General features: G+C 38.9%; 12 protein-coding genes and 1 pseudogene. 6 read left to right on the top strand and 7 right to left on the bottom strand.

The window, feature by feature from the left end; all coding sequences use genetic code 11:
- Positions 1-7: 7 nt before the first annotated feature.
- Positions 8-412 carry a DUF4440 domain-containing protein gene (locus HUS62_RS14645; protein ID WP_054563972.1) on the bottom strand — a complete coding sequence of 135 codons (405 nt, stop codon included), beginning with the start codon at positions 410-412 and terminating at the stop codon, positions 8-10.
- Positions 413-420: 8 nt separating this feature from the next.
- Entirely contained in the window at positions 421-1,731 is a 1,311-nt protein-coding gene (locus HUS62_RS14650) for an amidohydrolase family protein (protein WP_175080105.1), read from the bottom strand.
- Positions 1,732-1,882: 151 nt separating this feature from the next.
- Between HUS62_RS14650 and HUS62_RS14655 the strand changes: the two genes are divergently transcribed.
- The gene (locus tag HUS62_RS14655; protein WP_175080106.1) at positions 1,883-2,956 is read left to right on the top strand and encodes a ketoacyl-ACP synthase III; all 1,074 of its coding nucleotides are present in this window, start codon (positions 1,883-1,885) and stop codon (positions 2,954-2,956) included.
- A 71-nt stretch (positions 2,957-3,027) separates the two neighbouring features.
- A pseudogene (locus HUS62_RS14660) lies at positions 3,028-3,415 on the top strand (VOC family protein).
- Position 3,416: 1 nt separating this feature from the next.
- On the opposite strand, the gene HUS62_RS14665 reads toward HUS62_RS14660, so the two are convergent.
- Positions 3,417-4,778, bottom strand: a complete 1,362-nt coding sequence (locus tag HUS62_RS14665) for a M17 family metallopeptidase (RefSeq protein ID WP_175080107.1) — start codon at positions 4,776-4,778, stop codon at positions 3,417-3,419.
- 88 nt (positions 4,779-4,866) lie between these two features.
- Positions 4,867-5,277 (bottom strand): hypothetical protein, encoded by a 411-nt coding sequence (locus tag HUS62_RS14670; protein WP_054563995.1) that lies wholly within the window; start codon positions 5,275-5,277, stop codon positions 4,867-4,869.
- Positions 5,278-5,383: 106 nt separating this feature from the next.
- Here HUS62_RS14670 and HUS62_RS14675 point away from each other — a divergent pair, with 106 nt between their 5' ends.
- From HUS62_RS14675 to HUS62_RS14685, 3 genes are all read left to right on the top strand, one after another.
- Positions 5,384-5,539 (top strand): oxidoreductase-like domain-containing protein, encoded by a 156-nt coding sequence (locus HUS62_RS14675; RefSeq protein ID WP_175080108.1) that lies wholly within the window; start codon positions 5,384-5,386, stop codon positions 5,537-5,539.
- 294 nt (positions 5,540-5,833) lie between these two features.
- A complete protein-coding gene (locus HUS62_RS14680; RefSeq protein WP_175080109.1) occupies positions 5,834-8,419 on the top strand; it encodes a TonB-dependent siderophore receptor in 2,586 nt (861 codons plus the stop codon).
- Between the two features lie 145 nt (positions 8,420-8,564).
- A complete protein-coding gene (locus HUS62_RS14685) occupies positions 8,565-10,049 on the top strand; it encodes a sulfotransferase (RefSeq protein WP_175080110.1) in 1,485 nt (494 codons plus the stop codon).
- Here HUS62_RS14685 and HUS62_RS14690 read toward each other — a convergent pair.
- A complete protein-coding gene (locus tag HUS62_RS14690; protein WP_175080111.1) occupies positions 9,982-10,884 on the bottom strand; it encodes an alpha/beta fold hydrolase in 903 nt (300 codons plus the stop codon). The genes HUS62_RS14685 and HUS62_RS14690 overlap by 68 nt on opposite strands.
- Before the next feature lie 382 nt (positions 10,885-11,266).
- Between HUS62_RS14690 and HUS62_RS14695 the strand changes: the two genes are divergently transcribed.
- Positions 11,267-12,919 (top strand): response regulator, encoded by a 1,653-nt coding sequence (locus HUS62_RS14695; RefSeq protein ID WP_175080112.1) that lies wholly within the window; start codon positions 11,267-11,269, stop codon positions 12,917-12,919.
- A gap of 151 nt (positions 12,920-13,070) precedes the next feature.
- On the opposite strand, the gene HUS62_RS14700 is transcribed toward HUS62_RS14695, so the two are convergent.
- Both HUS62_RS14700 and HUS62_RS14705 read right to left on the bottom strand, forming a co-directional pair.
- Complete coding sequence (locus tag HUS62_RS14700) at positions 13,071-13,283, bottom strand: response regulator (protein WP_175080113.1); 213 nt, start codon at positions 13,281-13,283, stop codon at positions 13,071-13,073.
- Positions 13,280-17,242, bottom strand: a complete 3,963-nt coding sequence (locus HUS62_RS14705; protein WP_175080114.1) for a response regulator — start codon at positions 17,240-17,242, stop codon at positions 13,280-13,282. The genes HUS62_RS14700 and HUS62_RS14705 overlap by 4 nt, the downstream gene beginning before the upstream one ends.
- Between the last annotated feature and the right edge of the window lie 12 nt (positions 17,243-17,254).

Genomic DNA, 17,254 nt, shown 5'->3' on the forward strand with positions numbered 1-17,254 from the left:
TTTAAGCTTAATCATCGTCCATTGAAATTGTAAAAACAGCACAAGGCGTTCCTTGATGAAACACCATTTGCCATTGTTTACCATTAAAACGCCACAGTGACATACGCACTGAGTAGTTAAACTCTGAGCGAGCTGAACGTCTAAAGGCCGCTTGATAGCTTAGCTGTGCAATATCATCACTAAGCATTCGGCCTTTAAAATGTTGATTATAAAACTGAGGTACCACCTCAGTTGGCAGGCGGGTTAAAACTTGGAACTTATTAAATGACGTGCCATCAGCGGCTATTTCAATAAAATCATCATCAAGTAATGCATCAAGCGCTTCAGCAGATTGCCGTACCTCTGGCTCAAGGAGCTGTCGCTCTGCATCAATTAAATGATTAAATAACGTCTCTTTAATTTTACCGCCCATAGTAACCCTTACTGTTTGAGCACTTTACCGCCCTTCATAACAAACTGAACCTGACTAAGTTCGCTAATGTTATCAAGTACATTCATATTCACGCTGATAATATCTGCTTGTTTACCAACACTCAAGTCACCGAGGTTATCACTTTGACCTAATAGTTTAGCAGCTTCAACGGTGGCAGATTTAATAGCTTGCTTTGGCGTCATGCCATACTTTACCAATAACTCAAACTCTTTAGCATTATCACCATGCTTAGATACGCCTGAATCTGTACCAAAGGCTATTTTAACCTTGTTTTTTAATGCTAATTTAAACGATGCTTCCATTTTTGGCGCAACTACTTCAACTTTATCAGCAATTGCTTTTGGCATATTAGGGTTATTTAGCACTTCTTCTTTTACTGTTGCGCCAGCGAGTAACGTTGGAACTAAATACGCGTCTTGCTTTTTAAAAAGCTTAACCGTGTCTTTATCTAAAAAAGAGCCATGCTCGATTGAATCAACACCCGCTCTAAGTGCTGCTTTTATACCTTCTGTGCCATGAGCATGAGCGGTCACTTTGCGGCCTAAATGATGGGCTGTGTTTACAATGGCACTGAGTTCTTCATCAGTAAATTGCTGATTAACCCCTGCCGCTGTATTACTTAATACACCACCTGTCGCGGTAATTTTAATTACATCGGCACCGCTTTTAATTACATCGCGTACTGCACGAGTGCAATCGGCAGCGCCATCACACACCCCTAAGCCACCCCCTTCTGTCGCTTTGGTGATATCACGGCGATAGCCATGCATATCACCGTGACCACCGGTCGGTGTGATCATATCCCCTGCTGCAAAAATGCGCGGGCCAACAATGTCGCCACGTTCAACTGCTCGCTTTAGTGGAAAGATAACTTGATAGCTGCTACCTAGGTCGCGCACAGAGGTAAAACCTGCATCAACCGTACGTTGTAAGTACTTTAGAGAACGAAGAGCGTAATCGGCTTCGTATTCAGTTGCCCATTGGTGTGGGTTACGTTTTACATCTCGCTCAAAGGTAACATGAACGTGCATATCAATCAGACCCGGCAATACCATCTGATTTTTTAAATCAATAACATCTGCATCACTAAGGTTTAATTGCTGCTTTGTTAGAAAACCAGCTTTTATTGCGGCAATTTTATTGTCTTCAATAACCAGCGTTTGCTGCTCTTCGACATCTTGATCAGTGCCTGCCAGCATCTTTCCAGCATGAATAATGGTGGTTTGTGCATTAACAGCAAACGTAGATAATAAAGACAGTACCGATAATGTGCTTATTTTTGGGTTTATTTTTTTCATAATCGCCTCTTTTTTATACTAGGTTTAACTTAAATACTGAGTAAATGCCATTATTTACGACATAGCGCAGCAATGAACTAGTGTTAACAAGTGAATTTTGATATAACTTCGGAAAAATTTAACAAGTCTGACCACATAAAGAGAACACATTATGTCTTATGCCCAAATTACTGGCTGGGGTAAATGTATACCACCAGCAAGCATCAGCAATGATGAAATTAGCAATATTGTTGATACCAACGATGAATGGATCACAACACGTACAGGCATCAAATCTCGCCGTGTCAGCCATGTTTCTACTGCCGATTTAGCGACCGTTGCCGCAAAGCAAGCCCTTGCTTGTGCTGGGGTTGATGGTAAAGACATTGATCTTGTACTTCTTGCGACTTGTACACCATCAACTATGGTGGCAAATACAGCCTCTTTAGTGCAAAAAAATATTGGTGCAGTTGGCGCAGCAGCAATGGATACTAACGCTGCATGTTCAGGCTTTTTATATGCATTACAAGCAGCAACGGCACAAATTCGTGCGGGCATGATCAAAAAAGCGGTCGTTATTGCTGCTGAGCGCATGACTTGGTACATCAACTGGGCGCGCCGCGACAGTGCTGTATTATTCGGTGATGGTGCGGGTGCCGTTGTATTAGAAGCTTCAGATACACCATCAGGTTTACTTGCGACTAAAACCGGGTGTGACAGTGAAGATCGCGATATCTTGCACATCGAAAACTTTGGTAGCGATTTAAATAAGTACGAGCCAATTGGCCCGTCTAACTTATTATTCGAAGGTCGCGAGATCTTCAAGCGTGCTGTTAAAGGTATGAGTGAAGCTTGTGACGACGTGCTAAACCAAGCACAGTTAGAGCTTGATGACATTGACGTATTAGTTCCTCACCAAGCCAATTTACGTATTATCCAAGCTATTCAACAACGTTTGAAAGTAGCTGATGAAAAAGTAATGGTGAACATTGCCGACTACGGTAATACGTCTGCTGCAACAATTGCGATTGCAATTTGTGAAGCTGTTGAGCAAGGCCTTATCAAACCAAACTCAAACATTATGTCAGCGGCCTTTGGTGCAGGTTTAACTTGGGCGGCAAGTTACATTAAATGGGGCGAACGCGTGACACCAATTGCGGTATCTGATGCAGCCTTACCTAAGTGTGATAAAACAGGCCTTGAACTTGTTGCACCAGCTGTTGCAGCATGTAAAGCGGCAGAGTAATCCTCGACACTCTTTAGTAGAAAAGCGCGGCTTAGTCCGCGTTTTTTTATGAGCAAAAAATGGACTATATAATGGAATTATTAGGCATACATCACGCTGCAATCATTTGTAGCAACTATGAAAAATCAAAGCATTTTTATAATGAAATTTTAAAACTGCCGATTATCCACGAACTATACCGTGCTGAACGTGACTCGTATAAGTTAGATTTAGCACTTCCTGATGGTAGCCAATTAGAATTGTTTTCGTTTCCTGGAGCGCCACAAAGACCAAGCTATCCAGAGGCACAAGGGCTACGCCAATTTGGCGTTTAAAGTTGCTGATATTGCAAAATCTAAGCAGTACTTAGAACAACAAGGCATTTCGGTTGAAGAAATAAGAGTGGATGAAATCACCGGGAAGCAATTTACATTTTTTGCCGATCCCGATGATTTACCTTTAGAGCTTTACCAACTCTAGATTATTGGAAGCGATCTTGTAGGTAATTAAACACAGCGCGAATACCCAGTGCTTCACCCCCTGCAGGACGACCTGGTAATGAACGTAAGTTCCAAGCCATCACATCAAAGTGAACCCACGGCGTGCTTGGCTCGACAAACTCTTTTAAATAAAGCGCAGCAGTGATCGCACCACCGAATGGGCTTGATGCACAGTTAGCAATATCTGCTACGTCGCTTTTTAATAATGCTTTGTATTGATCAAATAACGGTAATTGCCAAATTGGATCATGACAGCTTTCGCCAGCATCCATTAATTTGTTCGCAACATCTCGGTCATTTGCGAAAAAGCCCGGCAATTCAGTACCTAAAGCGATACGACAGGCACCTGTTAGGGTTGCAAAGTCAACAATCAGCTCTGGGTTGTCGTTTTGCGCTTCAGCAAGTGCATCGCACAGTACTAAACGGCCTTCAGCGTCCGTGTTATCAATTTCTACAGTGATCCCTTTGCGTGTTTTGATCACATCACCGGGTCTAAATGCATTACGAGAAACCGCATTTTCAACCGCAGGTACCAATACTCGTAAGCGAATTGGTAAGTTGGCAGCCATAATTAACTGTGCAAGGCCAATAACATGCGCGGCACCGCCCATGTCTTTTTTCATGTTACGCATGCCTGAACTTGGTTTTAAATCTAAACCACCAGAATCAAAGCAGACACCCTTACCAACTAAGGTGATCTGCGGAGCATCTTTTGCACCCCAACGTAAATCAAGTAAACGCGGTTTATTCTCAGACGCACGACCAACCATATGAATTGTCGGGTAGTTTTGCTCTAATAATTCATCACCAACCCACTCACTAAACTCACCATCAAAGGTGTCGGCTAAATCAGCCATCACTTGTGATAGGTGTTGCGGCATCATATCTGCAGCAGGCGTATTAACTAAATCACGCACTAAATTAATAGCACTTGCATGCTGCGATAAACGCTTAACTAAGCTTTCATCTTTAATAGCTAGTGTGGCACGTGGCGATGGTTTTTCTTTATATTCACTAAACTCGTAACCACCTAACACAAAACCCAGCGCTACTTGTTCTACAAATTTGTCATCACCTTGAATTTGATAACAACCTGCTGGCAGTTTTGTTGATAAGTCACCTGCTAACCAAAAGTCTTGTAAATCATTAACTAAACAATACACATGCTCAAGTGAACCGGTTTCACTATCAGCAATTAAGGCCATGCCTTTGTTTTTAAAATCACAATTTGTTAGCCAATTTTGTAAGGCTTGCGGCTGCTCGGTTAACCACGTTGATAGGTCAGCTTTAGCAATAAATGACAGGGGAATTCCCGTAGAAGAATGGCGAATTAATGAACTCATTAAACGACTCGATATAAAGAAAAGGTATTTAAGCATACCAATATCTTGATACAAAAGGTATAGGCAAAATCAGATAAGCAAAACCTAATCAGTCTTTGTTTTGTTTCTCTTTTTCTTCTTTTTCTACTTGTTGATCAATCTCTTTAATCGACTTATTGATATTAAATGAACTAGGTAGCACATCAACACCAACCCATTGACCTAGTTTTACAACCAAAGGAATTGTCACTGGGGCAAAAGGTAATACAGCAAATACGCCTAAACCGAGTCCTTTTAATATATCTAAAAATTGCTCATTGGCAGTATGCAATTCTTCTTTAGTAGCTTGGCCTTGGGTGTATCGCCTATAGATATGAAGCATCTCTTTTGTTTCTTGCTTTTCTTGGGCAAGTGCGATTTTAAGTGCTACCATAGCGCGCTTGAAGCGTAGTGTCTGACGCTTTTTGGTAATTTTGGCCACTCTGAATGGGGCTCGATGAATAACTTTGTATAATCGCATTTGGCTATTTTCACACAGCATGTTAAGTTCACAAAGCATAATTTACTTATATTAGTTTTTGTTTTATTCTTAATACCCTATTCGTAATTGTTTTTCAGTATTAAACATGAACAAACCTATACAACAGGCTGAGTCAAAACCCCAAAAGCCGGCCCCAGATGAATGTTGTGGTGGTGGTAGCTGTTGCCCTTGCGTATGGGATGAATACCGAGAAAAATTAAAGCAATGGCAATTAAACAATATTCCGCAACAAGCCAAATAAACCGTTCCAAACCCGATTTCGCCCAAAAACAACTCAAAAATTTCCTTTTTTAAATTTTTTTTAGATATTTTATATACTTTCTTACACCAAAAAGAAAAGTTAAGAATAAATTATCCCCTTTAATTTCATGCACATAATTAAAAAAACAATAATAACGCCCAAATAAAAACGCCAAAAACAACATCCCATTAACAATTTGCAAAATAAATTTACAGGCTGTATAAGAGATTTACACCAGGTTTATTATTTAACTTCGGTGACATAATCATAAATATTCTAACTGGGGAAGTCGGAATGAAATTCAAAAATAATGCGCTACAACAAGCAATTAAATTTGCTTTAGCGACAACAACAGCTGGCCTGTTTGTGTCGGGTTCAGTTGTTGCTGCAGAGCAAGCAGCAGAAGAAACAAAAGTTAACAAAAACGTAGAAAAAATTGCCGTGGTAGGTACTCGTTCTGCGCCACGTTCAATCGGTGATTCACCAGTACCAATTGATATCATTGGTGGTGAAGAGCTAGATAAAGGCGGCAACACCGATATGCTAGAGCTTTTAAAAGGCTCAGTTCCTTCTTTTAACGTTCACCAAAACCCTATTAGTGATGCAGCGTCTCTTGTTCGCCCTGCTAACTTGCGTGGTCTTCCTTCTGACAGTACATTAGTACTTGTTAATGGTAAACGTCGTCACCGTGCATCAGTAATCGCCTTCTTAGGTGGTGGTATCAATGATGGTGCTCAAGGTGCTGATATCTCAGTTATTCCAAGTATTGCCCTAAAGCAAGTAGAAGTACTTCGTGACGGTGCTGCGGCACAATACGGTTCTGATGCAATCGCTGGTGTAATGAACTTTGTATTAAAAGATGCCTCTGAAGGTGGTTCATTCGAAATACGTCAAGGCGAATACTACGAAGGCGATGGCGATACAACACAAATTTCAGGTAACGTGGGTCTACCATTTACCGATAGTGGTTTTGCTAACCTAAGCTTCCAATACAAAACAGCTGATGCAACTAGCCGTTCAGTGCAACGCCCTGATGCAGCAGCACTAGATGCTGCAGGCGTGCCAGAAGTATCTTCTCTAGCACAGATTTGGGGTGCACCAGAAGTTGACGACGATATTTCTATCTTTGGTAACATTGGTCTTGAGTTAAGCAACTCATCTGAATTCTACATGTTTGGTAACTACTCTGAGCGTGACGTACGTGGTGGTTTCTACTATCGTAACCCACACACTCGCCCAGGTGTTTACTCAAATGACGGCGGTGAAACGCTCCTTGTTGGTGATTTAACTGGCGATATGAGCGGTAACTGTCCTACCGATATCATGATTGATGATAACGTTTTAGATAACCAAAGATACATCGATCTAGTTGCTAACAACCCAGACTGTTTTGCATTTAACGAAATGCTTCCAGGCGGTTTTACACCTAACTTCGGTGGTAACATCACAGATACTGCATTAACAATTGGTACTAAAGGTGAAATCACTTCTGGTTTCCTTGAAGGTGCTTACTATGACTTAAGCGGTACAGTTGGTTACAACGAATCTCGTTACTTCATCTACGACACAATCAATGCATCATTAGGTCCAGAAAGCCCGCGCGATTTCAGCCCAGGTAAATACTCACAGTTAGAGAAAAACTTTAACGCTGATTTATCAAAAGGTTTTGACTTTGGTTTAGCTTACGATGTAAACGTTGCCGGTGGCCTAGAATGGCACGAAGAAACCTTCACAGTTGTATCTGGTGATGTAGCCTCTTTCACAGCAGGCCCACTAACTGAACAAGGTTTTGGTATCGGTTCAAATGGTTTCCCTGGTTTCAAACCATCTGATGCGGGCGAGTATACACGTCGTAACTATGCTGCATACGTTGATGTTGAAGCACCATTCACAGAAGACTTCTTAATGGGCTTAGCACTACGTTATGAAGATTATGATTCATTTGGTTCAACAACTAACTACAAGTTAACTGGTCAATACCACTTAACTGAAGACTTAAACATTCGTGGTTCAATCAGTACAGGTTTCCGTGCACCAACTGTTGGTCAAGCGAATGTAAGTAACGTTCAAACAAACCTAAGCAGCGGTGTTCTAGTTGACTCGGCACTTTTACCACCAACAAACCCAATTGCAGTGCAATTAGGTGGTACAGAGCTTGAACCTGAAGAATCACAAAGCTATACATTTGGTGCAGTTTGGACACTTGGCGACTTATTTTTCACAGTTGACTACTACAACATCCAGGTTGATGACCGTATCAGTCAATCAGATAAAATTGAGTTAAGCCAAGCTGATAAAGACACACTTGAAGCTGCAGGCGTACCAAACGTACAAAACTTAGCGCAAGTAAGCTTCTTCACGAATGACTTCGATACAACAACGCAAGGTGTTGATGCTGTAGCTAACTACTCAACTGATTTGTTAGGTGGTAGCTCAACATTCAGCTTAGCTTACAACTGGAACGACACAGAAGTAACTAAGTCGAGCCCTATTACTGGTGAATTTAAAGTAAGCCGTTTAGAAAATGACTTACCAAACCACCGTGCAACACTTAGCTGGGCACAACAATGGGAGAACTTCTCTGCATTTACACGTGTTAACTACTATGGCGAATACCAAGGCGTTCACGTAGATTACGATGCAACAGCGAAAACAGCTGATGCGGCAGTAACGATTGATGCAGAAGTGACTTACTTCCTAACTGAAGAGCTTAGCTTCTCTGTTGGTGCGACAAACTTATTCGACCAAGAAGCAGAGAAACTTGATTTCTTCGATAGTACTGGCATCCCTAACAATAACTGGGGTGGTAAATACTACGAAACGTCGCCATATGGTATCAACGGCGGCTTCTATTACGTGAAAGCAACGTATACTTTCTAAATAGAACAGCTTTCTAGGTTGAGCAATCAACCTAGAAAGTCGATACCCCGGATTTATTCTGGATATTTATAGTTAACTAAGGCGAAAGACATTTCGCCTTTTTCGTTTTATAGTAAATAAAAATAACAAATAACCCGCCATTCCTATGCTGTTAGAAAAAGCGAACCAACTACTGAATGAGAACAAGCTGAAAGAGGCCGAGTTTCATTTTAAAACCATTCTCGATTCAGATCCTGAAAATGGCGAAGCGTTATTTGGATTAGGCCGCATTGCACTGCGTTTAGAACGTTATGATGCAGCGGTTTACCTTTTACAAAGAGCCTGTGAGCGACTACCTCACATGCTTGAACCGCTCCACGCCCTTGCCGATGCTTTTAATGGCGTACATTCACCGCAAGATGCCTTAACCGTACTCGAATATGCAAAATCAATTGCCAGCCACAACCCTGAGCCACATTACTATCTTGCCCAGCATTATTTAACCTATGGTGAGCTAGACAAAGCCTACAGTATTTTAAAGCATGCACTCGGTATGGGAAATTATCCAGTGACGGCGTACATTTTATTTGAACTTGTGCAGTTTGGGCGCTTTAGCAATGAAGAAAATTACATAAATGAGCTACACCAGTTTTTAACTTTAACCAATAATCTACGTTTAAAAATGGTGTGTTATTATGCCCTTGGTAAAAGCTATGATCAGTTAAATGATACCGAGCAAGCCTTTAACTACTTTAGCCTAGCTAATAAGTTACAAACAAAACTCACGCAGTTTAAAACCCGTGACTTAGTGCCGTTTTATCAGCGCATCATAGAGCAAAATACAGCTGAACTAATTGATGCCAGAGACAAAACATTCACAGGCACAATTACACCCATTTTTATTATAGGCATGCCAAGAAGTGGCTCAACGCTGGTAGAGCAAATGCTGGCAAGCCATGATGATTTTGCCAGCCTTGGCGAAGATGCCAGTATCAGCAATCAGGTTGTTGCATACCTTGAACAACAAACACAACTCCCCTACCCAGATTGCTTAGCAGAGCTGAACCAAGGGCTAATTAACAATGCCCGCACTATTTATATTGAACGAATAAAGCAAGCGCCAGTTGTACGCCCCTTTATGATCAATAAGCTGCCTGCTAACTATCAGTCACTTGGATTGATTTACCTACTTTTTCCTAATGCCAAGTTTATTAATATGCAGCGCGAGTATAATGCAATTGCTTGGTCGGTTTTTAGCAACTACTTTGCTGAAAACGAACCTTATTTTTGTTCACTCCCAGAGTTTAAACAGTATTTTGATTTGTATCAGCAGTTAATGGAGCATTGGCAAAACGTGATGCCAGAGGCGGTTTTTGATTTAAGCTATGAGGCACTTATAAGTGACAGCGAACAAACACTAACAGCTCTGTGTAAGTTCTTAAACATTGAATACAGCACACAGTTTTTAGATTTTTATAAGTCAAAAAAACCGGTGGCAACGCTCAGCAAAACGGCTGTAAGACAGCCGTTAAGTGATAAAGCATTAGAGAAATACAAACGCTACGAGAGCGCAATGCACACGCTTATGCGTGAGTCTCAAACCAGTTCAACAAGTCAACAAACTGATCAAAACGCGCCTTTGGGTGAGTAAGCATATTAATGTGATCATAATCGACCTTATGGCCAAACTTACGGCCATAAATGGTCATCGTTTGCTTACCAATGCCCGACTCTTCCATAAATTTTTCAATATCAATCGGCTGGCATAGGGCTTTATCTTTAACACCCGCCACATGCATAATGGGTGGAAGTGCCTTATCAGCTAATGCGTTGGCGTAATTAAAGCCATCGTCAGTATCGACCCAAGGTTTACGCTTAGCCCACTGCATACTTTGATAATGTGATTTACGGGTTTCATCATCACTGCCCCATTTCAGTTTTTTAGCAGGCACAAAACCATGCTTACGAGCAACTAATGGCGCCAAGCCATACCAGATCAAATTACCTTGAATATACTTGCTTGGATGATGGTTATACAAGGACCGTTTAGAACCAAAATAGCCGCAGGCTTTCACATCATCAATCAACTCAGGAAAACGGGCAAACACACTGTTCATTAACACCCCACCCCATGAGTGCGCCACCCAATAACGCGCAGGCTCGCCTTCAAGCTGCTTAATTTTATCTAAAAATGCGGGGATATCTTCTAAAATAGCCTCGGTTTGGCCATACTTTGCATGCTTTGAAATCGCAGGTTTACTTTCACCACGACCGCGTAAATCAGCCACATAGCAAACATAGCCATGCTCAGCTAAAAATGGCGCTAAACCTTTGTTGCTGTGGGTGTAAAAGATTTTGCCATTTTCAACGGCACCATGCATAAAAAACACCGTAGGGCCTTTCGCATCAGTCTTACTGATACGGCGCAAATGTAAGGTTTGGCTTTCGGCGAGTTTAATAAACACCGATTCTTGTTTAATCGTCACGTTTGACCTTTTTATTCTTATAGACTCATCGTACCAGTATTAAGGTACGACAGTCTATTTAGCAAAGCAAGTTTTTGGCTGGCGATTGCCACTCAAAATGAGAATCTCAGGCACTATGAGATTTTGATAAAATAGTAACACCAATGCAGAGCCATTTTTCATTGAAGTTAGACTTGCACGAGCCTCTAAGTACTAACTAAAACTCACTCATGCGAACCTTTTAAAGGAGCTTTTGTTATATATGGTTTTGTTGTGTGTGGTGGAATTAGTTTAAACGAATTTAATGAAGAACTTAACACACTGGTCTACACTTATTATAACAGTGCTTATGAACCCGACCTTAATTGCTTTCAAGCTCTTACAGTTGGGAGATTCGTATTAGGTGAGTCTTCAAAAAACCCATAAGCCAGATCTGATCAACAATAACAACTCAATTAAAATATTTTTCGAATCAACTATGGAATTATTAATACAGAAGAATAACACTAGGTTTACCTCGTTAACTGTACTAGTTGTAGATACAGTGGCTAATATGCGTATTACTGTTTCTAATATGCTTACTAACATTGGGGTCATGAAGGTTTTATATTCTTCAAATGGAAACCAGGCTTTAAGTTTATTACATAACAATAAAGTGGATATCATTATTACTGAGTTACAGTTACCCGAAATGGATGGAATTGAGTTACTTAGTAATATCCGAGCGGACGAAAAACTTTCTAATATACCTGTTGTTATTATGTCAGCTAATATCGAGCATTCTGAAGTGATTAGAGCTATTAATAGTGGAGTTTCTGAATATGTTGTTAAACCTTTTTCTGGTAAAATTCTATGTGAGCGCCTTATTAGAGCATTAGATAACCCAATTAAAAAGTCGTCTTTACAAAGAGCGAATAAACAATCAAAGGATAATGCAAAACTAGAAAAGCAAAGTATTGAAGTATTAGTTGTTGACGATTCTATAGACAACATCGAAATAATTAGCGAAATATTATGTAAAAACTATAATGTTAGGGTTGCAACAAGTGGTGAAAAAGCTCTTAGAATTTGTAATGGTGATCACAAGCCAGATTTAATTCTGTTGGATATAATGATGCCTGAAATTGATGGCTTTGAAGTGTGTAAAAGACTCAAATCGAACCCTGAGACTCAACATATCTCAATTATTTTCATATCTGCCATGGACCAAGAGGAGGAAATTGTTCGTGGCCTTGAATTAGGTGCTGTTGACTATATCACCAAGCCAGTTAACCAATCCATCGTTTTGGCAAGAGTTAATGTACACTCCCGTTTAGTTGAAACTAATAAGTTAATGCGGGAACAAATTGATACTTTTGTCGAGAACTTACGACTTCGGGATGATTTTGACCGCATTATGCAAAATGACTTAAAGAAACCTCTCCAAGAAATCTTTAAATCAGTAAATGTTTTAGAATCTCATGGTAGGGACTTATCGAAAGTCAAAAATAATACTTCGGCAATTAAATTAGCAACTAATAATTTATCACAAATGATTGATAACTTGCTTACACTTAACAAATTGGAAGATGGCAGCTACATATTAACCCCTACCGCTATTAATATTAATAAACTATTGCGAAATGTTGTTGAGAATTTTCATTTTTCAATTGTTGATAAGCATTTAGAAATCAATTTGAATACTGCCGATAATTTTAATGTGTACTGTGAAGAGTTATTGACATTATCATTATTTTCTAATTTAGTAAAAAACGCTATTGAAGCGGCTCCCCGAGGTTCTGCAGTAACTATATCTGTAACTAAGACTGCGCGATACGTCGTAACAACAATTCAAAACCGGGGTGCTGTTCCTGAACAGATCAGAAACTCATTCTTTGATAAGTATGTAACAGCAGGGAAAAAAAATAGTGCTGGTGTAGGTACCTATGGAGCTAAGTTGATGACCGAAGTACAGCAAGGAAAAATAAAGTTTGATACATCTGAAGCGCAAGGCACTACATTGACAGTATCACTTCCTATTGCAGAAGAAAAAACAAGCAATTCAATGTTAGATTAGGTGTCAGCTTATATAAATCTAAGAGCTAATAAGTTATGAACTGTATAAAAGCAATTCTAACTTTTAAAATCTTCAATCATATTTATTAAACCTACTGCCAGATTACCCCCCCTCTTTCATAATAACTATAGCAAATAATTTTCATTATTAACTAGGTAAAAGTGTTTTTATATAAAACTTCATACCCATCCATATTGGGCATCCTAACATCGAGTAATATAATGTCAGGCTGGAATTTTTCTGTTATTTTTAACGCCTGTAAACCATTGGTTGCTGCCTTAATATAATATTCTGCCTGAAGAATCTCTTCTCGAATATCAATATTTTCTGGCACATCGTCAACTATTAATACCGTTTGTTTCATTCTCCTTTCATATATTTGAGCATGTGAACAACGATCTCAAACGCACTTTCAAAATCATAATTTGATAAGCTTTCCTCTAGCTGGTTTATTCCTTTGACATTGTGAAATTGAAGTGATGGTTTTAGAGTGGTGAACATTTTTTTTGCGACCACATTACTATTGTCTATCTCAGGTGTTAATTCGTTTAATTTTTGAATGAGTTCCTCAGAATCCAATACGGGGTCATCTAAATTGTCTTTGGACTGAAACTCAATAATCTTTCCTATCTCATCAAAGTCTTTATGCATCCCTTCAGTTAACTTATAAACTAACGATTCAAAAACATCATCACTGTCATGGTTAACTAACGCATCTTCTAACCTTTTAACAATTTCGTTTGTTTTAAAAGCTGCAATATTCCCTGTTACACCTTTTAATGTGTGCACTTCAAACCTCGCCCCATCAAAGGATTTATTAACAATTAAATCATGAATCATCTCGGGCGCATGTTTATAATTCAGCAAATATTTCTTTAATAGACCAATATAACTATCGCTATTATTCCCCAGTCTAGACAAACCTACACTAACGTTAAATCTTAATAACTTTTGTTTCAAAAGTTTGTTGTTGGTTGGCCTTTCGGTTACTGCATTAACTTCTCGCTCCTTGAGTTCAATATGGTTTAACAGTGCTAAAAACAGCTCTTTTAAGTTAATGGGTTTTGATACATAGGCATTCATGCCAACTGCTTTTACTTTTTCTTTCACAGTCACCATTGCATCAGCAGAGAGGGCAATAATAGGGATGTCGTTATATCCTTTTTCTCTTAAATAAGCACAAGCGTCGTAACCACTCATAATAGGCATTTGTAAGTCCATTAAGATCACATCATAGTTAGGATTCCGCTCATACTCATCACACACCTCTTGGCCATTTTCAGTGACGGTCACAAAAAAACCTTCTCGCTCTAGTGTCTCTTGAATAACTTGTTTATTTATCTCATTGTCTTCGCCTACCAATATACGAGCCCCTAGTATTAACTCTAAATCAGGCAGGCTGCTACGATTTCTTTCATTGATGTCGATAACCGTTCTTGCACCGAAGGCATCCATAATGGCATTGTATAAGCTGAACTGAGTCACAGGCTTCATTAAAATATAATTAATACCTAATAGTTCAACTTCATCAATAATTTCTGGATTACCGTAAGTCGCCACCAAAACAATATTAGGCGACGTGTCTATTTTTTGCTTTATTTTCAGCCAAGTATCAACACCTGATAAATCAGGCATTTTCCAATCCATCAATATCAAATCAAAGGAATCATCAATAATATCAATCGCTTGCTGCCCACTCAACACCAGTTCATGGTTAACACCAAAATCATCTAAATATGCAGACATAACTTTTAGAGCGGCCTCATTATCATCAACGATCAACACCTTAATTTTATCCAGGCTATCCGGTATAATTAATTCTGGCGACTGCGTATTCGCTTTTCCTAGTTTAAAATCCAAGGTGAATTTAAAGACACTACCAACCCCATAGTCACTTTCAACTTCAATCAGCCCTCCCATTTTTTGCAACAAGTTATTAGCGATTGATAGCCCTAGGCCTGTGCCACCAAAGCGCCTGGTAGTGCTTGAATCAGCTTGACTAAAGGCTTGAAATAAATTCCCCACCTGCTCATCGGTCATACCAATGCCGGTATCTTTAACTATAAAATCTAACCTTATTGATGAATTATTGACTGAAACATCTTCGATGAAAACTAATACCTGGCCTTCAGATGTAAATTTAATGGCGTTACTGATAAGATTAATCAGCACCTGCTCAAGTCTTAACGGATCACCATAAACGGCTCGTTTCAGCTTGTAGTTTTTAAAAAATACGAGTTCGATATCTTTTTCAAAAGCCTTAATACTCATCAATGATGATAATTCGTCGATAACCTCATCTAAACTGAACTCAATATTTTCAATATCTAGTTTGCCTGCTTCTATTTTACTAAAATCAAGAATATCGTTAATAATACCGAGTAGGTTGTTAGCGGAGCTTTTTGTTTTTACAACATAATTTCGTTGACTTGAAGTTAAATCCGTTGCTTCTAATAACCTCGTTAAACCAATGATTGCATTCATTGGGGTTCTAATTTCATGAGACATATTGGCCAAGAAACTTGATTTAGCTTTAGTTGCAGCCTCTGCTTGTTGTTTTGCCCTTTTTAGCTCTTCTTGAAACTCTACCTGTTCCGTTATATCAACGGAAACACCGTTCATTATTTTAGGGGTTCCATCTTTGTGTCGAATAATACTACCGATGGCTTTTGTCCAAATTAATCGACCATCTGCTGGGCGTTTATATTTGTAGACCGAATTGAACATTGGTGCACCGGGAACTTGTGAATCCTGAAACTCTTGCAATGCTCTTTCAGCAGTTTCTGGATCGGCCTCATATAGTCTTGTGAACCACTCTGTTTCAAGGTTAAATTTAAAGTCCTTTTTATATTCCTCGCCTAAAATATCACAGGTTCTTTTTGAACTGATGTAGTACTGCGGATCATTAAAGTAAATGGTCCAATACCCCGCATTTGATAACTCAAGAGCAGTATCGCTTTTACTATACAGCTCTTCTAACTCTTCTCTCATTCGGAACAACTCATTTTGAGAAGAAGCTTCACTTATAATTTGCCCTATTACGTTTGATATATTTAACAGTCTATGGCTATCAGTTTCTCGGAGTTTATTTTCTCCGAAAATATCTATAGCACCGACTATTTCGCCATTTACATTAGTCACAAGTTGAATAGCATAACTTTTAAAAAAACAATCATTGCTTTCTATATTCGGTATAACACGGTTATCATGTTTTATATCATTAGTGAAAAAAGGCTTTACTTTGCCAAGTATGGTATTTCCTAACGTATCTACAGCTATAGAGTTATATTTATTAATTTTAGGATCAGATTGGTGGCATTGAATATGAACCTCTTCACCATTTTTGCCACCCAAAACCTTATCATATGACTTATTGTCTACAACATGCCATAACCGAGCGAAATCTACGTCAAAGATACTAATAATTGCATTTGTTACTAATTGAATTTTATCCTCAAAACTTTTGTTGACGATTAAATCAGACATTAACTTCGATATAAGGTTGGCTTGTTTTTCGCTTTTCTTCCTGTAAGTTATGTCTCTGGCAATAACTGCAACAACGTTTTTGCCCTCAAAAATTGCAGGACTTATAGAAAGTTGTGTATAAAGATTGGTGCCGTCATACCTTTTTGCAGCCCAGTCAACTTCAAGACCACCTAGCTTTAATGCTTTTTTCGAAATCTCAACCGCTTTATCTTTAGATATTGTCCCATCTTCCTGATATTCTTGAGAAAAGCTTAATACATGAATTTTACTTATGTCTAACTCATCTGGAATGTTATACATCTTTCTAGCAGCTTTATTTATAGAGATGTATTTGTATGTTGTAGAGTCGACAACCATAATGGCGTCTAATGAACTATCAAACAAATTAATTAGATTTGATTCGACTCGCTTTGGTTTTTCTTTAGTTTTATCAAGCGAAGTTGTCGCCACCTGTTCTTCTGTAATGTTTTGATTTATGCCGAATACTGTTTTAGCAATACCGTTGACATAGGCGATATCGCATATAGTTTTTATCCTAATAACTTCTTTATATTTTGACTTTTGATAAGAGTAGGTACATTCAAAATGCGTATCTTGATTAGAGATTGCTTGTACTAGAATATCTTGTAGTTTTTTTTCCTTTTTTGACGGCGGACATATTATTCTGGAGTTAAATACTCCAAAATTAAATTCATTACCTTCTGTTTGTTCTTCCCCAAGCATATTGAAATTACTGGGACTTGAATAAAATACATGAGGTTTTTCTAAATCCATGTGCCAACAACCGAATTTTAATAAATCAAGAGCTACCTCTTGATTATTCTTATTATTCAACACTTACAAAACCTC

This window comes from Pseudoalteromonas sp. 0303 (assembly GCF_013349995.1).
GTDB lineage: Bacteria > Pseudomonadota > Gammaproteobacteria > Enterobacterales > Alteromonadaceae > Pseudoalteromonas.